Annotated in this window: 22 protein-coding genes; 17 read left to right on the top strand and 5 right to left on the bottom strand. The window is 68.3% G+C overall.

The annotated features are described in order from the left end of the window. Positions 1 to 30 precede the first annotated feature (30 nt). Together GYM46_RS05690 and aguB are read left to right on the top strand one after the other, a co-directional pair. The gene (locus tag GYM46_RS05690; RefSeq protein WP_164952619.1) at positions 31 to 1,050 is read left to right on the top strand and encodes an agmatine deiminase family protein; all 1,020 of its coding nucleotides are present in this window, start codon (positions 31 to 33) and stop codon (positions 1,048 to 1,050) included. Then, positions 1,047 to 1,916, top strand: a complete 870-nt coding sequence (gene aguB, locus GYM46_RS05685; protein WP_008259385.1) for an N-carbamoylputrescine amidase — start codon at positions 1,047 to 1,049, stop codon at positions 1,914 to 1,916. The genes GYM46_RS05690 and aguB overlap by 4 nt, the downstream gene beginning before the upstream one ends. Here aguB and GYM46_RS05680 read toward each other — a convergent pair. After that, complete coding sequence (locus tag GYM46_RS05680) at positions 1,913 to 2,653, bottom strand: alpha/beta fold hydrolase (RefSeq protein WP_035309356.1); 741 nt, start codon at positions 2,651 to 2,653, stop codon at positions 1,913 to 1,915. The two genes, aguB and GYM46_RS05680, sit on opposite strands and share 4 nt — an antisense overlap. Before the next feature lie 71 nt (positions 2,654 to 2,724). Between GYM46_RS05680 and GYM46_RS05675 the strand changes: the two genes are divergently transcribed. The 6 genes from GYM46_RS05675 to rplT all read left to right on the top strand — a co-directional run bounded on the left by GYM46_RS05675 (position 2,725) and on the right by rplT (position 8,608). Continuing rightward, positions 2,725 to 3,687, top strand: a complete 963-nt coding sequence (locus GYM46_RS05675) for a glycosyltransferase family 9 protein (protein WP_040349208.1) — start codon at positions 2,725 to 2,727, stop codon at positions 3,685 to 3,687. Between the two features lie 124 nt (positions 3,688 to 3,811). Continuing rightward, positions 3,812 to 4,333, top strand: a complete 522-nt coding sequence (gene infC, locus GYM46_RS05670; RefSeq protein ID WP_035309352.1) for a translation initiation factor IF-3 — start codon at positions 3,812 to 3,814, stop codon at positions 4,331 to 4,333. Between the two features lie 173 nt (positions 4,334 to 4,506). Then, positions 4,507 to 6,474, top strand: a complete 1,968-nt coding sequence (locus GYM46_RS05665) for a S9 family peptidase (RefSeq protein ID WP_244304276.1) — start codon at positions 4,507 to 4,509, stop codon at positions 6,472 to 6,474. Positions 6,475 to 6,539: 65 nt separating this feature from the next. Further along, the gene (locus tag GYM46_RS05660; protein ID WP_008260329.1) at positions 6,540 to 7,838 is read left to right on the top strand and encodes an MFS transporter; all 1,299 of its coding nucleotides are present in this window, start codon (positions 6,540 to 6,542) and stop codon (positions 7,836 to 7,838) included. Between the two features lie 164 nt (positions 7,839 to 8,002). After that, positions 8,003 to 8,200 carry a 50S ribosomal protein L35 gene (gene rpmI / locus GYM46_RS05655; RefSeq protein WP_003166435.1) on the top strand — a complete coding sequence of 66 codons (198 nt, stop codon included), beginning with the start codon at positions 8,003 to 8,005 and terminating at the stop codon, positions 8,198 to 8,200. A gap of 54 nt (positions 8,201 to 8,254) precedes the next feature. Continuing rightward, positions 8,255 to 8,608 carry a 50S ribosomal protein L20 gene (rplT, locus tag GYM46_RS05650; protein ID WP_008258832.1) on the top strand — a complete coding sequence of 118 codons (354 nt, stop codon included), beginning with the start codon at positions 8,255 to 8,257 and terminating at the stop codon, positions 8,606 to 8,608. Between the two features lie 132 nt (positions 8,609 to 8,740). Here rplT and GYM46_RS05645 read toward each other — a convergent pair whose 3' ends face one another. Next, on the bottom strand, positions 8,741 to 10,351 hold the full coding sequence (locus GYM46_RS05645; protein ID WP_008262520.1) for a response regulator: 1,611 nt from the start codon (positions 10,349 to 10,351) through the stop codon (positions 8,741 to 8,743). Between the two features lie 160 nt (positions 10,352 to 10,511). On the opposite strand from GYM46_RS05645, the gene GYM46_RS05640 reads away from it, so the two are divergent. The 6 genes from GYM46_RS05640 to GYM46_RS05615 all read left to right on the top strand — a co-directional run bounded on the left by GYM46_RS05640 (position 10,512) and on the right by GYM46_RS05615 (position 17,121). Continuing rightward, positions 10,512 to 11,489, top strand: coding sequence for a polysaccharide deacetylase family protein (locus GYM46_RS05640; RefSeq protein ID WP_008260362.1), 978 nt, complete (start codon positions 10,512 to 10,514; stop codon positions 11,487 to 11,489). A gap of 63 nt (positions 11,490 to 11,552) precedes the next feature. Beyond that, the gene (gene pheS, locus GYM46_RS05635; protein WP_008260286.1) at positions 11,553 to 12,629 is read left to right on the top strand and encodes a phenylalanine--tRNA ligase subunit alpha; all 1,077 of its coding nucleotides are present in this window, start codon (positions 11,553 to 11,555) and stop codon (positions 12,627 to 12,629) included. Then, entirely contained in the window at positions 12,629 to 13,027 is a 399-nt protein-coding gene (locus GYM46_RS05630; protein ID WP_050771589.1) for a hypothetical protein, read from the top strand. The genes pheS and GYM46_RS05630 overlap by 1 nt, the downstream gene beginning before the upstream one ends. 4 nt (positions 13,028 to 13,031) lie before the next feature. After that, positions 13,032 to 13,508, top strand: a complete 477-nt coding sequence (locus tag GYM46_RS05625) for a hypothetical protein (RefSeq protein ID WP_156796392.1) — start codon at positions 13,032 to 13,034, stop codon at positions 13,506 to 13,508. 7 nt (positions 13,509 to 13,515) lie between these two features. Continuing rightward, on the top strand, positions 13,516 to 15,954 hold the full coding sequence (pheT, locus tag GYM46_RS05620; RefSeq protein ID WP_008263659.1) for a phenylalanine--tRNA ligase subunit beta: 2,439 nt from the start codon (positions 13,516 to 13,518) through the stop codon (positions 15,952 to 15,954). A 558-nt stretch (positions 15,955 to 16,512) separates the two neighbouring features. Next, on the top strand, positions 16,513 to 17,121 hold the full coding sequence (locus tag GYM46_RS05615) for a DUF1134 domain-containing protein (protein ID WP_008260390.1): 609 nt from the start codon (positions 16,513 to 16,515) through the stop codon (positions 17,119 to 17,121). A 93-nt stretch (positions 17,122 to 17,214) separates the two neighbouring features. Here GYM46_RS05615 and GYM46_RS05610 read toward each other — a convergent pair whose 3' ends face one another. Further along, positions 17,215 to 18,126, bottom strand: a complete 912-nt coding sequence (locus tag GYM46_RS05610) for an epimerase (protein ID WP_008260391.1) — start codon at positions 18,124 to 18,126, stop codon at positions 17,215 to 17,217. An 8-nt stretch (positions 18,127 to 18,134) separates the two neighbouring features. Continuing rightward, positions 18,135 to 19,358, bottom strand: a complete 1,224-nt coding sequence (locus GYM46_RS05605; RefSeq protein ID WP_008259673.1) for an NAD-dependent epimerase/dehydratase family protein — start codon at positions 19,356 to 19,358, stop codon at positions 18,135 to 18,137. Between the two features lie 355 nt (positions 19,359 to 19,713). Between GYM46_RS05605 and GYM46_RS05600 the strand changes: the two genes are divergently transcribed. From GYM46_RS05600 to GYM46_RS05590, 3 genes are all read left to right on the top strand, one after another. After that, a complete protein-coding gene (locus GYM46_RS05600) occupies positions 19,714 to 20,757 on the top strand; it encodes a DUF4167 domain-containing protein (RefSeq protein ID WP_164952618.1) in 1,044 nt (347 codons plus the stop codon). A gap of 128 nt (positions 20,758 to 20,885) precedes the next feature. Then, a complete protein-coding gene (locus GYM46_RS05595) occupies positions 20,886 to 21,575 on the top strand; it encodes a DUF4893 domain-containing protein (RefSeq protein ID WP_008260147.1) in 690 nt (229 codons plus the stop codon). A gap of 55 nt (positions 21,576 to 21,630) precedes the next feature. Further along, positions 21,631 to 22,377, top strand: coding sequence for a DUF4893 domain-containing protein (locus tag GYM46_RS05590; protein WP_008259447.1), 747 nt, complete (start codon positions 21,631 to 21,633; stop codon positions 22,375 to 22,377). A 4-nt stretch (positions 22,378 to 22,381) separates the two neighbouring features. On the opposite strand, the gene GYM46_RS05585 is transcribed toward GYM46_RS05590, so the two are convergent. Beyond that, positions 22,382 to 24,028: a serine hydrolase gene (locus tag GYM46_RS05585; protein ID WP_008261445.1), complete on the bottom strand. Its 1,647-nt coding sequence runs from the start codon at positions 24,026 to 24,028 to the stop codon at positions 22,382 to 22,384. Positions 24,029 to 24,044: the final 16 nt, after the last annotated feature.

Here is a 24,044-nt window from a genome sequence, read left to right as displayed (position 1 = left end):
CGTTGGACCCCAGACAGGACCTGCCCGCCGATGACCGCTCCCATCTCCGCCGCCATTCCTGCCGAGTGGGCTCCGCACCGCGCCATGTGGGTGGGCTGGCCCAGCCATGCCGAATACTGGTTCGAGGCGCTGGAACAGGCGCAGGACGAGGTCGAGGGGCTGGTGCGGGCCCTGGCCGGGCCGGGGCGTGAACAGGTCAAGCTGATGGTCGGCAAGGCCGAGGTGCTGGCGGACGCCCGGGCGCGCTTTGAGGGCGTCGAGAATGTCGAGGTGGTGGCCGGTGAGTTCGGCGACATCTGGCTGCGCGACACCGGGCCGATCTTCGGCGCGGGATCGACGACGGCGGCGGCGTTCAAGTTCAACGGCTGGGGCGGGAAATACGACATGCCGGGCGACGATCTGGTCGCCGGTCAGATCGGCGAACATGCGGGCGTGGCCCTGACGTGGAACGATTTCGTCATGGAGGGCGGGTCGCTGGATCATGACGGGGAGGGGACGGTGCTGACCACCCGCCAGTGCCTGCTGAACCCGAACCGCAACCCGGCCTGGAACCAGGACGAGGCGGTCGCGACCGCCGCGCTGGAGGCCGCCATTGGCGCCAAGGCGGTGCTTTGGCTGGGCGACGGCCTGTTGAACGACCACACAGACGGACACGTGGACAACCTGGCCCGCTTCGTCGCGCCGGGCGTCGTGGCCTGTCCCATCGCCTGGGGGCGGAACGACCCCAACGCCGAGGTCTATGACGCCACGGCGCGCGATCTGTCGGGCATGACCGACGCGGCGGGGCGTAAGCTCCGTGTACTGAGAATCCCGTCTCCGGGCCTGGTGCTGGACGAGGACGAACGCCCGATTCCGGCCAGCCACATGAACTTCCTGATCGCCAACGGCGCCGTGGTGGTGCCCACCTATGGCGACGACGCTGCAGCCGATATGGCGTGCAAGGCGTTGAAAGAGGCCTTCCCTGATCGCGAGATCATCCCGCTGCCCTCCAAGGCCATCCTGACCGGCGGCGGCTCGTTCCACTGCATCTCCCAGCAGGAGCCCGCATGACCCGCACCATCACCGTCGCCGGCGTCCAGACCTCGTATGGCGAGGACATGCAGGCGAACATCGCCAAGACGATCGACTTCGTGCGCGAGGCGGCGGGCAAGGGCGCGCAGGTGATCCTGCCGTCGGAACTGTTCCAGGGGCCGTATTTCTGCGTGTCGCAGGAGGAGCACTGGTTCAGCCAGGCCTATGAATGGCGCGAGCATCCGTGCGTCACGGCCATGGCGCCGATGGCCAGGGAACTGGGTGTGGCCATTCCCGTCTCGATCTTCGAGAAGGACGGGCCGCAGTATTACAATTCGCTGGTCATGCTGGACGCGGACGGCGAGGCGCTGGGCGTCTATCGCAAGAGCCATATCCCCGACGGCCCTGGCTATCAGGAGAAGTATTATTTCCGGCCGGGGGATACGGGCTTCAAGGTCTGGAAGACGCGCTTCGGCAAGGTCGGGGTCGGCATCTGCTGGGACCAGTGGTTCCCGGAAGCTGCGCGCGCGATGATGCTGATGGGCGCCGACGTGCTGATGTATCCGACCGCCATCGGCACCGAGCCGCATGACGCGACCCTGCACACGGCCCAGCCGTGGCGGCGCGCCATGCAGGGCCACGCCGTGTCCAATGCGGTTCCCGTCGTCGGGGCCAACCGGATCGGGCATGAGACGGTGACCGAGGTCGGCCAGACCTTCTACGGCCATTCCTTCATCGCCGATCAGCAGGGCGATCTGGTCGAGAGCCTGGGCGCCGAGGAGGAGGGGGTGCTGGTGCACCGCTTCGACCTGGATGAACTGGACAAGTATCGCGCCGCCTGGGGCTTCTTCCGCGATCGGCGGACGGATCTATATGGGGTGTTGACGGGGGCGCGGGGGGCTTAGCCCCGCATCCCCTCCACCGCCGCCACTAGCCGGTCAAGGTCCGTGGGCGTGGACAGCCGGTGGTCGCCGCCCTCGATCAGGTCCAGGCGGACGTCGCCGCCCGTCAGACGTTCGATCAGTTCGACCTGGTGACGCCAGGGGACCACGTCGTCGGCGCGGCCCTGGAGGATGTGGACTGGCGCGACGATCTCGATGACGCCGTCCAGCAGCAGCCAGTCGCGCGCCTCTTCGAACATGCGTCGGGTCAGGACGTATTCGCCCAGGCCTTCCTCGACGATCAGGGTCTCGCCCTCGCGCAGAATGGCCTGACGTTCGTGGTCGGCCAGGCCGGGCCACATCAGCCGTTCGGTGAAGTCCTGGGCCGGATTGACCAGGACCAGGCCCTTGATCCGTTCCGGCCGCGCCAGGGCCGCCAGCAGGGCGACCCAGCCGCCCATCGACGAGCCGACCGGGATGATCGGGCCGGACAGGCTGTCGATCAGGGCGACCGCATCCTCGCGCCAGCGACCGATGGTGGCCCGGCGCCAGTCGCCGGAGGACTGGCCGTGGGCGAAATGGTCGTAGCGGACGAAACTCCAGCCGCGGTCGTGCGCCGCCGCGTCCAGGGCCAGGGCCTTGGTCCCCTCCATGTCGGAGCGGAAGCCGCCGACCCAGACGACGGTCGGGCCGCCGCCCTCGATGCGTTTGAAGGCCAGGGTTTCGCCGTCGGGGCGGGACAGGTGCTGGATGTCGGTCATGGGGGCGTTCTGCCCGGACTTTCCTTCGCCGTCACCCTTGACCGCGCCGCGCGATGGCGGAACACAGGCCCATGTCCGCACCCCAGGTCCTGTTCGTCACCTCCAATCGCATCGGCGACTGCGTCATCTCCTCGGGCGTGATCCGCGAGATTTCACGTCAGGTTCCGGGCGCGCAGATCACCGTCGCCTGCGGCCGGCCGCCCGCGCCCTTCTTCCGCACTGCGCCCGGCGTGGTGCGCACCCTCGTGCTCGACAAGAAGAAGAGGGCCGGACACTGGGTCGATCTGTGGAAACAGGTGCGTTCGACCCGCTGGGATATGGTCGTCGACATCCGGGGCTCGGCCTTGGCCTATCTGATCCCGGCCAAGCGACGCGTCGTCTATAATCGCTCGTGGGAGACGGGGCTGCGCAAGGTCGAGATGGTGTCGCGTCTGATGGGATCGCAGACGGCGCTGGATCCCGAAATCTTCCTGGACGATCAGGCGCGGGCCGAAGCCGCCGCCGTCATCGATCCGCAGCTGGCCGGCGGCGCCGGTCCCGGTCGCATCATCGCCCTGGCCCCCATCGCCCACCAGCCGGGCAAGAGCTGGCCCGCAGACCGCTGGGGCGCCCTGGTCGAGAAGCTGAAGGCCGAGCCGCGTTTCGATGGCTGGCGCTTCATGCCCGTGGGCGGACCGGGCGACCGGCCGCCGGCGACGCCGGCGCTGGAGGCTGCCGGGGCTCGGGCCATCGACTTCGTGGGCAAGGGCGACATCCTGGCCTCGGCCGCCGCCATCGACCGGGCCGATCTGTTCGTGGGCAATGACTCCGGCCTGATGCACGTGTCGGCGGCGCTGGGGCGACCGACGCTGGGCCTGTTCGGGCCGACGGAATGGTGGCTGTATGGTCCCTGGGGGCCGAAGACGCGCACGGCGGCCTCGAACGAGACGCGCGGGGAGTTCGCCCCCATCGAGGCTCTGAGCGTCGATCATGTCTTCGAAGCGGTGCTGGCGCTGCACGACGCCTATATCGCCGAAACGCCCGCCAAGCCTTGAAAAACCGGGCTTCTGGGCGCATATTGCCGTCATGAGGGGAACGTGGCGACAGCCGCGTGCATTCGCTCATCACGACACACGCCTTCTTTGACCACATAAGGAAACGACGCCCATTCGCCGTCCCATGCAAGCGCCACCCGTGAAAGACGGGCCGCGTATGAACCAGGATATCCGCGCCCCTCGCGTTCTGCTCATTGATCAGAACGGTGAGAAACAGGGCGTCATGCCCACCTCTTCCGCGCTCGAAGCCGCCGAAGAAGCCGGGATGGACCTGGTCGAGATCGTCTCCACCTCCGAACCGCCGGTGGCCAAGATCCTCGATTACGGCAAGCACCGTTTCCAGGAACAGAAGAAGAAGGCCGAGCAGCGCAAGCGCCAGAAGGTCGTCGAGCTCAAGGAAATCAAGCTCCGTCCGAACATCGACACCCACGACTATGAGGTGAAGGCCAAGGCCATGCACCGCTTCTTCGACGAGGGCGACAAGGTCAAGGTCACGCTGCGCTTCCGCGGCCGTGAAATGGCCCACCCCGAACTGGGCATGAAGCTGCTGAACAAGGTCCAGGCCGATTTCGATGAAATCGCCAAGGTCGAGTTCGCGCCCAAGATGGAAGGCCGCCAGATGATCATGATCCTGGCGCCGCGCTGATCGGCACGATCCATCGCTGATCTGGAAAGCCCCGACCGGACCCGGTCGGGGCTTTCTTTTTTTCGCGCGTGGGGCGCGGACCTCTTGCAACTTGCGGGCGGGGCGTCCGAAAAGGAGGTTCGACTCGGGGGAGGACGTGCGTGGTGTTGAGTTCGGTGGGGAAGGCGGTCGCCGTGGCGATCGCGATGGTTCTGTGCGGAGGCAGTGCGGCGGCGCGGATTCAGCCGGACGCTGCTGAACCCTCGCCGCCGCCGCCCCTGGAGGCTTACAGCGCCACGCCGGCGGTCGAATACATGGAGGTTTCGCCGAGCGGTGATCTGATCGCCCGGATCACTGTCGTGGGCGAAATCCGCGCCATCGCGGTGACGCGGATGACCACAGGGGAGCATCTGTTCGCCGCGGCCATCGGCGACGCCAAGGTTCGCGATCTGCGCTGGATCGGCGAGGGGCATGTGCTGGTCGTGACCTCGCAGACGCAAGGCATCCCGTTGCTGGGCGTGTCGCGCCGGGAGTTGTTCTTCGGTCAGGTGCTGGACCTCGAGAAGAAGAAACTGGTTCAGGTGCTGGATCGTACGCCGGACGTCCTGGCCGTTCTGATCGGCCCGGCTTCGATCCGCCGGACCGAAGAGGGGCCGACCCTGTTCGCGCGGGGGTTCAATATCACCACCGGCCAGATCGACCTGCACCGGATCAACCTGACCACCGGCCGCGGGCGGTCGGTGGAATCCATGGATCGCGAGATCGAGGACTATGTGCTGGACGGCGACGGCAAGGTGATCGCCATGGCCCGCTATGTCGAGCGCGGCGGGCGGTGGTCGCTGCGATTGCCCAAGGGGCATGGGTTCAGCGAGTCCTGGGCGGTGGACGCGCCGGTTGATACGCCCAGCCTTATGGGCATGGGGCGGACGCCGCGTACGATCATCGTCGGCGCGGACCGGCCGGATCTGGCGGCCGAGGACGAGGATTCGGAGACGGCCGACGTCTTGTTCGAGGTCAATGTGGACACCGGCGAATGGAGCCGGTTGCCGTTCGAGCATCATCCCGATTTCCTGGTCCATCATCCGCGCACGCGCCTGTTGGTCGGCGGCGGTCGCATGGAGGAGGACGGCACGCACTATGAGTTCGTCGATCCCGCTGCGGCGCGGCGGTGGGGCGCCATCGAGCGGGCTTTCGCTGGCAAGAGACCGGTGCTGACATCCTGGAATGACGCGCAGAATCTGATCGTCGTGTTCAACGACATCGGGGAGCCGGGGCTGTACCAACTGGTCGACTTCACGCGTGGCAAGGCCGATGTTCTGGCCGAAGCCTATCCGACCATACCGACCGATCTGGTCGGCGAGATGCGTCCGATCCACTATGCGGCGGCCGACGGGCTGGACATTCCCGGCTATCTGACCCTGCCGCCGGGGGTTGAGGCGCCGTCTGGCCTGCCCTTGATCGTGCTGGCGCACGGCGGGCCGGCGTCGCAGGACGAGGCCGGCTTCGACTGGTGGGCCCAGGCCCTGGCCTCACGGGGCTATGCGGTGCTTCAGGCCAATTTCCGGGGGTCCACCGGCTATGGCCTGGCCTTCCTGGAAGCGGGCTACGGCGAATGGGGCCGCAAGATGCAGACCGATCTGTCGGACGGGGTGCGCTGGCTGGCGGCCGAGGGGATCATCGATCCCGAACGGGTCTGTATCGTCGGCGCCAGCTACGGCGGCTATGCGGCCATGGCGGGCCTGACGCTGGACGCCGGGGTCTATCGCTGCGGCGTGGCCGTCGCCGGGGTGTCGGACCTGCGCCGCATGGTCAACTGGGAGGCGCGGCAGGAGGGCCGCAACGACAGCCAGACGGTGCGCTACTGGAACCGGTTCATGGGGGCGGCGCGACTGAACGACCGGGCGCTGGACGCCCTGTCGCCGGCCCGGCTGGCCGAGACGGTCGACCGGCCCCTGCTGCTGATTCACGGCAAGGACGACACGGTGGTGCCCATCGAACAGAGCCGGGTCATGGCCGAGGCCATGCGCCGGGCCGGCAAGCCGGTGGAGTTCATCGAACTGCAGGGCGAGGACCACTGGCTGTCGCGCGCCGACACCCGCCAGCAGATGCTGCGCGAGACGGTGCGGTTTCTGGAAGCGAACAACCCCGTCGGGCCGAACTGAGCGGTCGAGTGGGCGGCGACGCGAGGGCGCTTCTCGCGGACCAAGCGTCGCGCTAAGCGTGGGACATGATCCAGACGCCTTCGCCTCCCGCCGTTCGCGCGCCTGCCCTGGCGGTCCTGTTCTCGGTGGTGTTCATCAATCTGGTCGGGTTCGGCCTGGTGGTGCCGCTGTTGCCCTTCTTCGCCCAGAGCCTGAAGGCCGAGGCCTGGCAGATCACCCTGATGTTCTCGGCCTATTCGCTGGGCCAGTTCTTCGCCGAACCCTTCTGGGGGCGGCTGTCGGACCGGATCGGCCGCAAGCCCGTCCTGCTGGCGACGCTGGCGGCCAACACCGTCGGCTATCTGATGCTGGCCTTCGTGCCCAATATCTGGCTGGCCATCGCGGTGCGCCTGTTCACCGGACTGGGGGCGGGCAATATCTCGACCGTTCAGGGCTATGTCGCCGACGTCACGCCGCCGGAGCAGAGGGCGGGGCGGATGGGGCTGATCGGCGCGGCCTTCGGCCTGGGCTTCATCGTCGGGCCGGGGCTGGGCGGCCTGCTGACCCAGCCGCAGCTGGGACGGCTGGGCTATCAACTGCCGATCTTCCTCGCTGCGGCCCTGGCGGCCATGGCGGCGGTCGGGGTGATCGTCTTCCTGCGCGAGAGTCGGGCCAAGGCCGATCCTGCGGCGGCGCGTCCGCCCTTCCTGGCGGGGCTGAAGGACGCGCGGACCAATCCGGTGGTGTCGCGGGTCCTGGTCGTGACCCTGGTCTATATGGCCGGCTTCTCGGCGATGGAGAGCGTGTTCGGCCTGTGGTCCGAGAGCCGCTACGCCTGGGGCGCGCGCGAGGTGGGGCTCAGCTTCATGATCGTCGGCGTGATATCCACGCTGAACCAGGGCTTCTTCGCCGGGCGTCTGGCGCGGCGGTTCGGCGAGGCGCGGGTGCTGGCGACGGGGATGCTGCTGTTCGGCGCATCGCTTGTGCTGCAGGTGCTTGCGCCGGTCGCCTGGTTCCCGGCGACCCGGCTGGAGCTGGGCGGCCTGTCGATCCCCCTGGTCCAGGGCTGGGTCATTCCCCTGGTCATGGCCGTCGGCGCCTGCGGCATGTCCCTGGCCATGCCCAATATCTCGGCCATGATCAGCCGCGCCTCGCCGCCCGACCGGCAGGGCGCCATGCTGGGTCTGAACATGGCCTCCAGCTCGGTGGCGCGGATCTTCGGACCCATGGTGGCCGGGGCGCTGTTCTCGGGCCTGGGGCATGACTGGCCCTTCCTGGTCGGGGCCCTGCTGACCATCCCGGCGGCGGTGATGGCGATCAACGCCGGACGGGCGATCCGCCGGGGTCAGGTCGCTGCAGAAGCGCCCGCCAAGTCCTTGTCCTGACTCATCTTGCGTCGGCCGGCGTCTTCGCTTACAAGCCGCGCCTTCGCGTACCGAACCGCCGGGCGAACAGGCATGCCTAGGCGGTTCATAACTCTGGAGAGACACCTCATCCAACGGGCTCAAGTAGTCCGAAGGACGGTAGCCCCTCCAACAAGGAGACTGAAATGCCGAAACTGAAGACGAAGTCGGGCGCCAAGAAGCGCTTCAAATTCACGGCCACTGGCAAGGTCAAGGCCGGGGTTGCGGGCAAGCGTCACCGCTTGATCAGCCACAACTCGAAATACATCCGCCAGAACCGCGGCACCTCGGTCATGGCCGACGCCGACGCCAAGAAGATCAAGTCCTACATGCCGTACGCCTGATCGGCGCGCGCTGTACGACAGATCTCAACCCAAAGAATTTGAAGGAATAGCGACATGGCTCGCGTTAAACGTGGCGTAACTTCGCACGCCAAGCACAAGAAGGTTCTGGAGCAGGCCAAGGGCTTCTCCGGCCGCCGCAAGAATACGATCCGCACGGCCAAGGCCGCCGTCGACCGCGCCGGGCAATACGCCTATCGCGACCGTCGCGCCAAGAAGCGCAACTTCCGCGCCCTGTGGATCCAGCGCATCAACGCCGCTGCGCGTATCGAAGGCTTCACCTACAGCCAGTTCATCAACGGCCTGAACAAGGCCGGCATCGAACTGGACCGCAAGGTCCTGGCCTCGATCGCCGCCGACGGTGCGGGCTTCAAGGCCGTCGCCGACAAGGTCCGCGCCGCCCTGGCCTAAGGGCGCCGGGCCAAGGCCCGTCCGCGTTCGATAGAGATCAACGCCCGCTCCGGTCTCCCGGGGCGGGCGTTCTTCGTTTCAGGACCAGAGCTGGCCCGGGGACGGGCCAGGCGGCGGACTCAGCCGGCGGACTCAGGCGGCTTGCGGCACGGGGGCGGTCTGAGCCGCCGCCAGCACCAGGCGGATGGCGTTCAGCAGGGCGTCGGGCTGGATCGGCTTCTGGGCCACGCCGTTCATGCCGGCGGCGATATAGTCCAGCTCGTCCCCTTCCTCGGCGTTGGCGGTCAGGGCCAGGATCGGCAGGCGCGAGGCCGGGCCGGACAGGGCGCGGATGGCGCGGGTGGCGGCGACCCCATCCATCACCGGCATCTTGATGTCCATCAGGGCGAGATCGAACGGGCGAGCCTGGACGGCGTCCAGCGCCTCCTGGCCGTTTTCGGCCATTTCGGCGGTGCAGCCGAACATCTCCAGCAGCTTGGCGGCGACGAAGCGGTTGGTGGCGTTGTCGTCGACCACCAGCACATGCAGGGTTTCGTGCGGCGTCGGCTCGGCCATGACCGGACCGACGGCCCCCGCGTCGGCGGCGCAGGCGCTCAGCGGCAGCCGGACCTGGAACCGCGCCCCGCCCATCGGCGAGACGCCCAGGCTGATGCAGCCGCCCATCCGTTCGGCGATCTGACGGCAGATGGCCAGCCCCAGTCCGGCGCCGGCGCCCTCGCGTCCGGCCTTGCCGATATTGAAGGGGTCGAAGATGGTAGCGGCCGCCGCCTCCGGCACGCCGGGGCCGCTGTCGTCCACAGTCAGTTCGACGCTCAGGCCCGTGTCGGAACTGCGGCTGACCAGGGTGGCGGCCACGCCGCCGGTCTGGGTGAATTTCAGGGCGTTTCCGACCAGGTTGTTCAGCAGCTGTTTCACCCGCATCCCGTCCGCCAGGACCCAGGGACCGGCCTCGAGGTCGGTGCGGACGGTCAGGTTCAGGCCCTTCTCCTCGGCGCGCGGCCGCCACAGGGCGTCGATGTCGAAGGCGACGGCGGACAGGTCCAGCGGTTCTTCCTCCAGGGTCAGCATGCCGGCCGAGGCGCGCGACATGTCCAGGGCGTCGGTCAGCAGCCGCAGCAGGCTCTGGCCGGAATCGATGACGGTGCGGACATAGGGGCGAAGCTCTTCCTGTTCGAGCTTCCGCTCCATCAGGGCGGCGACGCCCAGAACCCCGTTCAACGGCGTGCGGATCTCATGGCTCATGACGGCCAGGAATTCGGACTTGGCGCGGCTGGAGGCGACGGCTTCGGCCTCGGCTATGGCCAGGTCCCGCGCCAGGGCCCCCATTTCCTCGGCGCGCTGGCGGTGCAGGGCGGCGCCGGCCTGGACGACCTGCAGAGCCGTGCCGACGCCGACATAACGTCCCTCGGCCACGACGATGAAGCCGCCCAGCAGGGCGCCCAGTTCCGCCGCGCCATAGGCCTGGAAGAAGGCCTCGGCGCTGGTCCCGGCCTCCGCAATGGGGGCGTTGCGATCCATCAGGCTCTCGGCCGGCTTCTTGGCGTAAAGGGCGCGCCCGAACTCGGCCGCCATGCGCAGGGTGAAGGCGTTGCGCTCGATGATGCCGACCGGCCGCCCGTCATCGTTCACGACGGCCAGGGCCAGGGTGTTCGGCTCGGTCTGGAAACGTTCGAACACCTCGGCGCCCGGCGTGGACGGAGCCACCGGCGCGATCAAGTCAACGAAATCACCGATCAGCGGCATTCGGCCCCCCTTATGTCCACGAGGGCGGGCTTAACCAGTGATATTTAACAACCGCTTTGCCGATCATGAACCTTTCAAGGCGCGTTTCGGACGGTTGATCTGTGAACGGACGATGACGGCGCAGGTTCCCATGCGCGGAAGTCCGGACTAGTCTGGCCTCATGGCGATACGTGTCCTGATCTGCGGTCTTGCGGCGGTCGCCGCCCTGGCCTTCCCGGCGGCGGCTCAGGACCGCCGCATCGCCGTGACCTTCGACGACCTGCCCTATCAGGCGTCGGAGACGGCGCTGTGCGATCCCGCCGAACTGATGCGGCTGACCACGGATTTCGTGGCCATGTTGAAGCCGCTGGACACGCAGGGGACGGCCTTCGTCAACGAGGGCAGGGTGTGCGAACCGACCCGCGTCTCGACCCTGCCGACAGCCTTGGGCGTCTGGCTGGACGGCGGGCTGGATCTGGGCAACCACAGCTTCAGCCACATCAATATCCACCGCACGACGGCCGAGGCCTATCTGGCCGATGTGGACGCCGGCGCCCCGATCACGCGCGCCGCGCTGGAGACGCGCGGGCGGACCCTGCGCTGGTTCCGTCATCCCTATCTGTTCACCGGAGAGACCCAGGAGAAGCATGACGCCATCGCCGCCGGCCTGGCCCAGCGCGGCTATACGGTCGCCCCCGTCACGATCGACAACAACGACTGGATGTTCGGCGACGTCTATCGCAAGGCCGAGCAACTGGGCGATGAGGCGCTGAAACGGCGGATCGGCGAAGCCTATGTGGCCCATATGACCACGGTGCTGGACTTCTTCGAACCCTATAGCGCCGAACTGACCGGCGGGCGCGAGCCGGCCCAGATCCTGCTGCTGCACGCCAACAGCCTGAACCAGGACTGGTACCCGCAGATCCACGCCCTGTATCTGGCGCGCGGCTATCGGTTCGTGACGCTGGAACAGGCCCTGTCGGACCCGATCTATGCGCATGAAGATCGCTATGTCCGTGCCAACGGGATCTCCTGGCTGCACCGCTGGACCAGCACCGAGGGAAGGCCCATCCGCTGGGAGCCGGAACCGCCAGCCTGGATCGTCGCGGCGAACAAGGCGCCGGCCGACCAGCTTGCCGCCATCGCCTCCGCGCCCTGATCAGTCCTGCCGCGCGCCTTCAAGGGTGACGAACGCGCCCCGGCCCGCTAATGCACGGGCCAAATGACCGATCTCGCCACACTCGAACTCGAACTGATCAACGCCATCGGCGGCGCAGAGAGCGTCGCCGCCCTCGAAGAGGTGCGCGTCGCCGCCCTGGGCAAGTCCGGCTCCGTCTCCGGGCTGCTGAAGGGGATGGGGGCCATGAGCCCCGACGAACGCCGCGAACAGGGGCCGATGATCAACGGCCTGCGCGACCGCGTGTCCGCCGCCATCGCCGCCAAGAAGGCCGAGCTGGAGGCCGCCGAGCTGGACGCGCGGCTTCAGGCCGAGCGCGTCGACCTGACCCTGCCGGCCCGGCCGCGTCGCAAGGGCGGGGTCCACCCGACCATGCAGGTGATGGACGAGATGATCGCCCTGTTCGCCGAAATGGGCTTCGCCGTGGCGGAAGGTCCGGACATCGAGGACGACTTCCACAATTTCACCGCCCTGAACTTCCCGCCCAAGCATCCGGCGCGGGAGATGCACGACACCTTCTTCCTGAAGCCCGATCCCGAGACGGGCGAGCGCAAGGTGCTGCGCACCCACACCTCGCCGGTGCAGGTCCGCACCATGATGAGCCAGACGCCGCCGATCCGCATCATCGCGCCGGGTCGCACCTTCCGTAAGGATTCGGACGCCACCCACACGCCGATGTTCCACCAGATCGAAGGCCTGGTGATCGACCGTGACATCCACATGGGTCATCTGAAGACCACGCTTCAGACCTTCATCGCCCGCTTCTTCGAGCTGGACGAGGTCCAGGCGCGGTTCCGTCCGCACCACTTCCCCTTCACCGAACCCTCGGCCGAGATGGACATCCGCTGCGACCGGTCCGGCGGGAAACTGGTGTTCAACACCGGCGACGACTGGCTGGAGATCCTGGGCTGCGGGATGGTGCATCCCAATGTGCTGCGGAACTGTGGCATCGACCCGGATGAATATCAGGGCTTCGCCTTCGGCATGGGGGTGGATCGCCTGGCCATGCTGAAATACGGCGTGCCGGACCTGCGCCCCATGTTCGACGCCGATACGCGCTGGCTGGCCCACTACGGCTTCTCGGCCTTCGCCGCCCCCAATCCGGCGAGCGGATTGAGCTGATGAACTCAATCCTGCCGATCAATCGGCCTCTGGCCGATCCGTCCGACCTGAACGCCCTGGCGTTCGAGAACGTCGACATCATCCTGTACGAACTGTTCGCGGCGGCGTCGCGCCAGGGGCAGGGCCTGATCCAGGGCCGCGCCTTCACCGGTTGTCGGTTCCAGGGACCGGCCATCATTCTGGCGTCCAGCGGCGTGACCTTCACCGACACCAATTTCGGCGACAGCCGCGGCGGCATCAAGAACCTGCTGATGCGGCCGCTGGGGGACAAGGCCGTCGGCACGATCCCGATGCGCGACTGCCAGTTCATCGGCTGCGAATTTTACGGCGTCGGCTTCACCGGCCCCGATGAGTTCCTCGACCAGGTCAGCACCCTGACCAATACGCCCAAGGCCTGAACCGATGAGGATGCTGCTTGCCATAGGTCTGGTCGTCACGCTTGGCGGCATGGCACACTCGTCACAAGAGCCGTCGCGAGACCCGAATACCCGAGAGTTTTCACAGGATGGTTGGACCGTCCAGATGGACGTCAGCGGTAAGGGCGCCGTCCTTTGCGCCTGGATGCTGTATGATACCGTCGCAATCATCGGGGAGACCTGCCATCGCAATCGCGATGAGGCGCTGCAAACTGAACTGCGCAACAGCGTGAGCCGGATTGAAACTTTCATCATGGCCAACAGCCGCGAACCCGCGTCACGCGAAGGCCTGGATGAGGCGCGGCGTCAGCGACGCGCCGAACTTGATCGCAGGCTGTGCCGCCAGAGGGATGCCGTGGACATGTATCGCGCGGTTCGCGATCAAGGTCCCGAAAAGCTACGTTCGGACATCGATGACCTGCTATCGATCCCGCGTGAACCTGTCATGAATCCGTGCGTCTGAGTTCCCGATGAAATTCACCCTCTCCTGGTTGAAAGACCACCTCGAAACCGAGGCTGACGTCCATCAGATCGCCGAGGCCATGACCATGGCCGGGCTGGAGGTCGAGGAGGTTCTCGACCCCGCCGCCAAACTGGCGCCCTTCACCGTGGCCAGGATCCTGTCGGCCGAGCGTCACCCGAACGCCGACCGGCTGCAGGTCTGCCAGGTCGAAACCGTCGATGGCGTGAAAGAGATCGTCTGCGGCGCGCCGAACGCGCGGGCGGGCCTGACCACCATCTACGCCCCCATCGGCGCCTATGTGCCCGGCCTGGGCGTGACCCTGGTCGAGAAGCCGGTGCGCGGCGTGGTGTCCAACGGCATGCTGTGTTCGGCCTCGGAGCTGGAGCTGGCCGATGAGAGCGACGGCATCCAGGAGCTGCCGCTGGAAATCCCGGTCGGGACGCCGGTCGCCGGCCTGTTCGGCGCGGAACCCGTGATCGATTTCGAAGTCACGCCGAACCGGCCCGACTGGCTGGGCGTCGCCGGTATCGCGCGGGATCTCGCCGCCGCCAGCGTCGGCAAGCTGAAGCATTTCGACATCGCCGTGGTGCGCGGGGCCTTCCCGTCGCCGATCACCGTGCGGCTGGACGCGCCCGAGATGTGCCCGGTCTTCGCCGGCCGGGTGATCCGGGGCGTCAAGAACGGGCCGTCGCCGGCCTGGCTGCAGAAACGCCTGACGGCCATCGGCCTGCGTTCGATCAACCGGCTGGTCGATGTGACCAATCTGATCGCCTATGACCGCGCCCGCCCGCTGCACGTCTATGACGTGGCCAAGCTGGTCGGGACCGAGATCGTGGTGCGCGGCGGCCAGGTCTCGGCCGAGACGGCTCATATCGAGGGCGGCGAGCCCGAACATCTGATCGCCCTGGACGGCAAGACCTATACGGCCGCCGCGACCGACTGCGTCATCGCCGACGCCGGGGGCGAGCGCCCCATCGGCCTGGGCGGGGTCATGGGCGGCGAAAGCACCGGCTGCGACGAAACCACGACCGATGTCTTCATTGAAAGCGCCTGGTTCGACCCGCTGGTCATCGCCCAGACGGGTCGTGCGCTGGGCATCCATTCCGACGCCCAGTACCGGTTCGCGCGCGGCGTCGATCCGGTCTCGGTCACGCCCGGCTTGGAGCTGGCCACCCGCCTGATCCTGGACCTGTGCGGCGGCGAGCCGTCCGAGATCGTCTTCGTCGGCGACCCCCCGGCCAGCCCGGCGCCCTTCGCCTTCGACCCCGCCTATGTGAAGCGTCTGACGGGCATGGACCTGGACGACGACCGGATCGGGACCATCCTGGGCCAGCTCGGCTTCCTGATCACGGCCGCGCCGGCCGGTCAGGCCGAACCCTGGATCGTGACCCCGCCGTCGTGGCGGCGCGACGTCGAGGGCCGGGCCGATCTGGTCGAAGAAGTCGCGCGGATCGAGGGTTTCGACAGCCTGCCCGACACGCCCCTGCCCGAGGTCGCCCGTCCCGCCGGCGGGGTGCTGAGCCCGCGTCAGGCCCGCGTCCGCACGGCGCGCCGGGCCCTGGCGGCCCTGGGCTATGCCGAGGCCGTCACCTGGTCCTTCACCAAGCAATCGACCGCGGCCCTGTTCGGCGGGGGAGACGACCGGCTGGTGCTGGAGAACCCCATCGCGGCCGATCTGGACTGTATGCGCCCCTCGGCCCTGCCGAACCTGATCCAGGCGGCGGCGCGCAACGCCGCGCGCGGCTTCGCCGACGCGGCCCTGTTCGAGATCGGCCCCGTCTATCTGGGCGACGGCCCCAAGGATCAGCGCACGGTCATCGCCGCCCTGGTCGCCCCCCACGCCGCCCGCCACTGGGCCGGCGCCGGAGAGGACGCCCTGTTCGCCCTGAAGGCCGATCTGACCACCCTGCTGGAAGAGATCGGCGCCCCGGTCGCCTCGCTGCAACTGGCCCAGGGTCAGAACCGCGACTGGTGGCACCCCGGCCGTTCGGCCCGGCTGCAGCTGGGGCCGAAGAATGTGATGGTCGAGTTCGGCGAACTGCATCCGCGCGTGCTGAAGGCGCTGGACGCCGACGGCCCGATGCTGGGCTTTGAGATCGTGCTGGACGCCGTGCCCGAGCCGCGCGGCAAGTCGGGCAAGGCGCGAGGATCGGCGGACCTGTCGGCCTTCATGCCCCTGACCCGCGACTTCGCCTTCGTGGTCGAGGACGCCAAGCCGGTCGGCGATCTGGTCCGGGCTGCGGCCGGCGCCGACAAGGCCCTGATCGCCGAGGTCCGGGTGTTCGACGTCTATCGCGGCAAGGGCGTGGACGACGGCTTCAAGTCCGTCGCCTTGGAAGTCGTGATCCAGCCGCGCGAGGCGACCCTGGCAGAGGCCGAGATCGAAGTCCTGACCGCCAAGATCGTGGCGGCGGTGGAGAAGCAGGGCGGCAGGCTGCGGGCGTAGTTTCGCGGATTGAGGCGGCCTGCGGATAACCGCCGTAGGCCGTTTCCCGCCTATTGATCGAGAAGCACGCTCACCGGGCGGCCGTCTTCAGGCTGGCAAAAAACACCGCTGTGGGCGTCTGTCTTCCAATCATAGGCATAGCCCTTGTTTCGAATCTGACCGACGCCGCAGCGACGCATGTTGCTCGGTGTCTGAGCCCGATTGACACGGGCGTCAGGGTAGCCGGCCTCGGCGAGGTCGCGCCGGGCGGCGTCCAGCCTCGTTCTTGCGGGCTGGTTCAGAAAGTAGGCGAGGGGGACTATGACGGCGATCCCGACTGGAACCGTGATCCACGGTGAAACTGCTCGGCGTGGCGTCTTGGGGGTCATAAGACCGACGATAGCCAAGCGGACGCTGTCCGGCCAGCTGTTGCGTCTCCCGGCCTAACCTTCCCGCAGGCGGCCCTCCCCGTAAGCCCCCGTTAACCTTGAAGCCGCAAGGCTGCCGCAAAGGTCGGGGACTCTGTTACAAAGCCCGGCGTCCCCGCTGGCTGTCCCTCGCCGCCTCTAGGAGCGCCCCATGCATCGCCGACAACTGATCCTCTCCGGCCTGGCCACCGCCGCCGGCGCCTCGTCCGTGGGGGCCTGCGCCACGGCTCCGGCCAACCCGAATTATCCGATCCGTTCGGACAATACGGCGCCGGCCTACAGCTTCGACGAACTGGTCGCGGCCGGGTCCAAGGAGCTGGGCATCGCGGCCGAGGTCGTGGGCGGGGCCATCGAGCGGGTCTTCGCCGACCAGGGCGACCGCCCCACGGCCTATATCGCCGGCGAAGAAGGGTCCGGCGCCGTGGTCGTGGGCGCGCGCTACGGGCGCGGCGCCCTGCACATGAAGGACCTGTCGGCCTCGCAGGAGGTGTTCTGGCAGGGGGCTTCGATCGGCTGGGACTGGGGCGGCAACGCCAGCCGGGTCTTCACCCTGGTGTACGGCCTGTATCACCCCGACATGATCTATCGTCGCTATCCGGGCGTCGAAGGTTCGGCCTATCTGATCGCCGGCCTGGGCGTGAACTATCAGCAGGCCGACGGCATCGTCCTTGCCCCCATCCGCACCGGCGTCGGCCTGCGTCTGGGCGCCAATATCGGCACCATGAGCTACAGCCGTCAGCGCAACCTGCTGCCCTTTTAAGCGCGCTATGCTCGCGACGCGGTCGCTCGCGGCTTGAGCGCGCGACCGCATTCACCCGTCATCCTCGGGCTCGACCCGAGGATGACGGCGTGATCAGCCCACCAATCGCAACGGCGGCGGCGTCTCCAGCATCGTCGCCAGCCCCTCGCGCCAGGTCGGATATTTCGGACGCCAGCCCAGTTCCGCCTTGGCCAGGGCGTTCGAGACCCGTTTGGAGTCCAGATAGAAGCGCCGCATGGCCTCGCTGACGCTGTCGTCGGTCCAGTCGATCTCGGGCGGGCGCGGCAGGCCCATTTTCGCGGCGGCCCATTCCACCACCACATCGGCTGCGGCGGGTTCGTCGTCGGTCAGATTGTAGGCGGCGCCGGGCCTGGGCCGGTCCATCGAGGCGAACAGGGCCGAGACCACGTCGTCCACATGGATGCGGTTGAAGACCTGGCCCGGTTTGCGCACCAGTCTGGCCGTCCCGTCGCGCAGCCGTTCGACCACGCTGCGGCCGGGGCCATAGAAGCCCGGCAGGCGGAAGATCTGCACCGTCAGCCCCATGCCCTGACCGCCGTCCAGCCAGTCGCGCTCGACCCGCACCCGCCGCGCGCCCTCCAGGCTGGCGGCGTTCAGCGGTCCGTCCTCGAACACCCAGCCCCCGGCCCGGTCGCCATAGACGCTGGTCGAGGAGACGTATCCGATCCAGTCGGGCCAGGCCTGGGACGCCACCGGCCCCAGGGCGCGCAGACCGGGGCAGCCGTGGGCGTCGGGCGCGGCCGTGACCAGAACCGCCGTGGCGGCCTCCAGCGCGGTCTTCAGGGCCTCGGGATCGGCGGGGTCGATCGCCGTGATCCCCTCGGCCGACAGGGACCGGCGGCGTTCGGCGTCGCGCGAGGTGGCGACGGCCCGCCCGCCGCGCCGGATCGCCTCCAGCGCCGCCGCCCGGCCCAGATAGCCGCCGCCGAAGACCAGCAGGCACGGCTCGCGGCCGGACGAAGGAGCGGGGGCGGCGTCGGGCATCGATCTACTCAGGCAGACAGGACTTGGGGCGGCGCATACGGCCGCGCTTCATTTTCCAGCGCCTCGGCCCGGCGTTGGTTCCAGGCGGAGACACAGGGCACCCGTGTCAGGTCGGCACGGTCGGCGTAGTGGCGGGCGATCTCCGTCACCTCGTCCATCAGGCCCTGGGCCAGGGTGATGGGCTTCAGCCCCAGGTCGCGGAACTGGTCGTTGGCGACGACCAGGTCGTTCTCGTCGGCCTCCTGGCGCGGATTGGCGACGTTGTGGACCACGGCGCCGGTCTTGTCGGCGATCATGGCGGCCAGGTCGCGGACCCGGCGGCTTTCGGTCATCTGGTTCAGGATCTTGACCCGATCGCCACGCTTGGGCGGGTTCTTCAGGGCCAGTTCGACGCAGCGCACCGTGTCCTGAATATGGATGAAGGCCCGCGTCTGGCCGCCCGATCCGTGGACCGTCAGCGGATAGCCGACCGCCGCCTGCATCAGGAACCGGTTCAGCACCGTGCCATAGTCGCCGTCATAGTCGAACCGGTTGATCAGCCGCTCGTCCAGCTTGGTCTCGACCGTCTGCGTCCCCCAGACGATGCCCTGGTGCAGGTCGGTGATCCGCAAGGCGTCGTTGCGGGCGTAGAACTGGAACAGCAGGGCGTCCTGCGTCTTGGTCATGTGATAGATGCTGCCCGGATTGGGCGGGAACAGGATTTCCTGCTCGGCCGGGCCGTGGTCGGTGTCCACCGTCACCTTCAGATAGCCCTCGGGGATGCGCAGGCCGGCGGTGCCGTAGCCATAGACCCCCATGGTGCCCAGGTGGGCCAGATGCACGTCCAGGCCGCTTTCGACGATGGCGGCCAGCAGATGGTTGGTGGCGTTGATGTTGTTGTCGACGGTGTAGAGCTTGTGCCGCGCCGACTTCATCGAATAGGGGGCCGCCCGCTGTTCGGCGAAATGCACCACGCTGTCGGGCGCCAGGTCGCGGATCAGGGCGACCAGCCGGTCGAACTCCTTGCCGACCGTCATGTTGACGAAGCCGATGTCGCGGCCCGACACCTCTTTCCAGGCCTTGATCCGCTCGCCCATGGTGCGGATCGGCGTCAGGGACTGGACCTCCAGCTCGTTGTCGATGTTGCGCCGGCTCAGGTTGTCGACGACGGTCACGTCCCAACCTTTGGCCGACAGGTGCAGGGCCGTCGGCCAGCCGCAGAAACCGTCGCCGCCCAGAACCAGAACGCGCATGAAAAAAGCCTCGTCATCGTCGCAAAGGTCATGCCTAGCCCAGCGGAGGGCCATCGGCAAAGCGGGGCTGTTAGGCGTGGGGTGCGACGCTTTGACGAAAACCCCTTGGAAAGGGACGGCGCACAGGCTAAGTCTCCTTCGTCTCCCACTCAAACGCAGCTTTCCGGGCCTACACCCGTCTGTTCGCGGCTTGAGCCGATCATGACGGTCGGTCCCGAAAGGACCGGCGCACCATGCGGGCGACAAGGCATTCCGACAGTTCGACAATCGGGGATCGGCCCCGAGCGAGACGGAACCACGAAACGGACGGACCCGGCCGCTGGCCTGGGCTCCATCCCTGCACACGGTAGCGCGAATGAGAGATTTCAAGGGCATGAAGCGTCAGCGCGGACGCAATCGGAACAAGGCGGGCACCTCAAACGCCAACAGCGCCAATCCGAATCGTTCGTGGGACTCGCAAGGCCCCGAAAACATCAAGGTCCGGGGCAACGCCCAGACCGTGTATGAGCGCTATCAGCAGCTCGCCCGCGACGCCTCGTCCGGCGGCGACCGGGTGCTGGCCGAAAACTATCAGCAGCACGCCGAACACTATTACCGCGTCCTGCGCGCGCTTCAGCCGCAGCGGTCCTTCTCCGACATCGCCGCGCGCGAACAGTCGAACCAGGGCTTCGACATCGATTTCGAGGACGAATCCGGCGCCCAGGCCGCCGCCTTCGTCGCCGCCCAGCAGGCCGCCGACCGTCAGAACCAGGACGGCGCCGAGCGCGACCAGACCCAGAACCGCGACCGCAACGACCGGGACCAAAACCGGGATCGCGATTTCAACCGCGACCGCGACCGCGACCGCGACCCATCCCAGAACCGCGACCGGGATCGTGATCGTGACCGGGATCAGACCCAAAACCGTGATCAGAACCGTGATCGCGACCGCGACCAGACCCGCGACGCTCAGCCGCCGCGTGAACCCCGCGAGCCGCGCGAAGACGGCGAGGCCCGCGCCGAGGGCGAGGGCGGTCGCCGCGAGAGCCGCCGCGAACGCTGGGAGCGTCGCCGCGAGGAACGCAACCGTCGCTTCGAAGGCCAGGAGAATGCTGGTTCGGACGAAACCGCCGACGGCGTCCAGCAGGACGCCGCGCCCGTGGCCGAGCGCGCCGAGCCGGTGGTCGAATCGCCTGACGTCGAGGGGCCGGCCGCAGAGGAGCGGCCCGCTCGCCGCACCCGTCGTCCGGCCGCCGCCGCCGCAGCCTCGGATGACGACGCCCCGACCGCCCTGCCGGGCTTCCTGACCCGTTCGTCCGCCCCCGCGCCCGCCGCCGAGGCGGCCGCGGACGCCGAAGCCGCGCCGCGTCGCCGCGCCCCGCGCCGCAAGGTCGAGGCTGTCGCCGACGGCGAAGACTGAGCCGCGCCCTGATCCGATGGGCGTGCGGCCTTGACGGCGGCCGCCCATACGGCGCCTAAAGGGACGACTTCGCCATAAGGCTCGGCCCTCCAGAGCGTCGGGCCCGACCAGCGTTAAGGGAAGCTTTGATGCGTCAGTTCGTTCAGTCTCGCCCGACCGTCCGCACCCTCGTCCGGGGTCTCGCCCTGACCGCCGTGGTCGCCGTCGCGGCCTGCGCCTCGACCCCGCCGCCTCCACCGCCCCCGCCGCCGCCCGGCGGCTCCGGCGCGGTGCTGATGGACTGGCGCGGCGTCATCACCGCGGCGGACCGCGACCGGTATCAGCGTCGCGACGCCGCCTGGACCCTGGCCCTGCAACAGGCGGGTCGCCAGCGTGGATCCGGCGATCTGAACAGTCTGGGCGATCTGATCGACCCCAGGGCCGGCCGCGCCGACGTGGCGCCGCCGCCCGGAAACTACCGCTGCCGCACCGTCAAACTGGGCTCCCAGGGCGGCGAGGATGGTCTGGGCTATGTGATCTACGGCTGGTTCGCCTGCCGGATCGAACAGACCTCGCGCGGCCTGAAGTTCACCAAATTGACAGGGTCGCAGCGTCCGTCGGGCCTGTTGTTCCCCGAGAACGACCGCCACATGCTGCTGCTCGGCTCCATGGCCCTGGCCCAGGAGCCGGCCGCCAACTCCTACGGCCGCAATCCCGACCGCGACATGGTCGCCGTGCTGGAACGGATCGGCGAGGCGCGCTGGCGGCTGGTCCTGCCCTGGCCGCAGTATGAGTCCAATCTGGATCTGATCGAACTGGTCCCCGCCAGCGGCGGCTGACTGAACCTTGCGGCGGCTCGGCCGTTAGGGGGGCGTATCCCACGGAAGCTCGATCATGCGCCGCACTCCGCTCGTCTTCGCCCTCGCCGCCACCGCCGCCCTTGCAGCCTGTGGTGAAAACAGCCCGAACAGCGCGGCTGAGATTTCCCCCGCCGTGTCCGAACCCGCCGCCGGCGTGCCGGCCCGCGCCGCGCCGCCCGCCCGGGCGACGCCCGAACAGCAGGCGGCGACCCCGACCGGCGGGGTCCAGGGCGGGACCGACAACTGGCGCAGCGTCGCCACGCCCAGGGACGCCAGCCTGCTGGGGCGGCTCGATCAGGCCTGGCGCATGAGCCGCGCCGAGGCGGAAACGGCCGGCTTCGCCCGTCAGGTCGAGGCCCTGGGGCCTCTGGTCGATCCCAACGCCGCCCAAGCGGGCCAGCTTCAGCCCGCGCCCGGCGACTACCGCTGCCGCACGATCAGGCTGGGACGCCACGCCGAGGGCCAGGGCGCCGCCTTTGTCGAACAGCCCTGGGCCGCCTGTTCGGTGGAGATGACCCCTGGTGGCGATCTGATCCTGGCCAAGACCGCCGGGCCGCAGCGGATGCGCGGCCTGCTTTATCCGGATACGGATCGTCGCCTGGTCTATGTCGGAGCCCAGGCAGTGGGCGAGGCGCAGAAGACCGTGCCCGCCGCCTATGGCCAAGACACCGCACGCGACCAGGTCGGGGTGCTGGAACGGATCGGCCAGAACCGCTGGCGGCTGGTCCTGCCCTGGCCCAGGCAGGACGCCAAGCTGGAGCTGGTCGAGATCACGCGCTGATCGGCTAGACCCGCGTCAGCTTCAGATCCTGGTAGTCGTAGGAGAAGTCGATGTCGGGCGACACGCCCTTCATCGTCGCCGTGGCCGGCTTGGCGGTCTGGATGGCGAAGGTGACGAAGGCGTCCTCCTCGCGCTTGTCCGGGAACCGGGTGCGGAAGGTTTCGCCGTCATAGGGCTCCAGCCAGCCTTTCAGCGCCGGGGTGTGGGTGAAGCTCAGCCACAGGCCGGTCTTGCGATTTCGGCCCCGCCCCTCGGTCTTCCGTTCAATGGTGATGTCGCCGTACCAGGGGTCGCGCCAGGTTCCGACATAGGCGTCCAGCGGCATGGACGGCGCCGCGCCCGCCGCCTGTTTGGCGTCGATCTCGGCGGCGGCGGCGATGGATTTCGCATTGCCCTCGGCCTCCAGCCGTTTGGAGTCGGCGATCCAGTCCACATCGACCTTGCCCATGCACAGGTCGGCGATGCCCGCGCGCAGGGCGCGCAGCAGGAAGCTTTCCTCGGCGTTGGAGAAGATGCTGAAACCGGTCTTGCGGCCGGGGATCAGCACCGTGGCCGAAATCCCGCCGGGCGAGCCGCCGCCGTGGCTGATCAGCCGCTCGCCGCGATAGTCCTGAACCTGCAGCCCCATCGCATAGGTCGAGGCGATGGCCCGATTCGGCAGCTCCGCCGTCGGTCCGGGCGAACTACCGACGATGATGTTGGGCTTGAACATCTCGCGCGCCGCCGCCTCCGAGAACAGCCGGGTTCCGTCGGGCAGCAGGCCGTCGTTCAGCCGCACGGCGATCCACTTGGCCCAGTCGGTCGGGGTGGTGCAGATTCCGCCCGCCGCCGCCGCCGAATCCCAGTTCCAAACCTCGACGATGGAGGCCGCGATCGGCGTCATCGCCCCCTGATAGCGCAACGGCGGTCCGACCCGGCCATGGGGCAGGGCGGACCTGGCCGGATCGGCCAGCCGCGCCAGGGGCACGGTCTCGCTCATGCCGACGCGGTCCAGGATGCGGGTCTGGATGAAGTCTTCCCAGGTCAGGCCCGACACCGCCTCGATCACCGCCCCGGCGACCACGAACATCAGGTTGCAATAGTGATAGCGCGCCCGGAACCCATCCTTGATGGGCACGAAGGCGGCCTGGGCCAGGACCTCGGCGCGGGTCCGGTCGCTGTTGGGCCAGAACAGCAGGTCGCCGGCGCCCAGGCCGAACCCGGCGCGGTGGCTCAGGGTGTCGCGCACCGTGATGTGTTCGCCGATATAGGGGTCCGACAGGGTGAAACCGGGCAGATAGGTGCGAATGGGCGCGTCCCACGCCACCTTGCCCTCGTCGACCAGGATGGCCAGGGCGGCGGCGGTGACGTTCTTGGTGTTCGACGCGATGGCGAACAGGGTGTGTTCGTCCGCCCGGGCGGGCTTGCCCTGAAGCTTCACGCCGTAACCGCGCGTCAGGACGGGCGTTCCGTCCTTGACCACGGCGATCCCCAACGCCGGCTGGTCGGGCCAGGCCGCCATGGCCTGGGTCACATAGGCGTCCACCGCCTCGGCCAGACCCGCATCGTCATTGGCCGCCTGCGCCCAGACGGGACCGCCGGCGGCTTGGGCCGCCAGCGCCACCGCGCCTCCGGAAGCGAACAGGGAACGGCGCGACAGGCGAAGGGACATCAGGAAAGGCTCCGGC

Source organism: Brevundimonas mediterranea, assembly GCF_011064825.1.
Classification (GTDB): domain Bacteria; phylum Pseudomonadota; class Alphaproteobacteria; order Caulobacterales; family Caulobacteraceae; genus Brevundimonas; species Brevundimonas mediterranea_A.
Note: the sequence above shows the minus strand (reverse complement) of the source record. Positions and strands in the feature narration are given on the sequence as shown.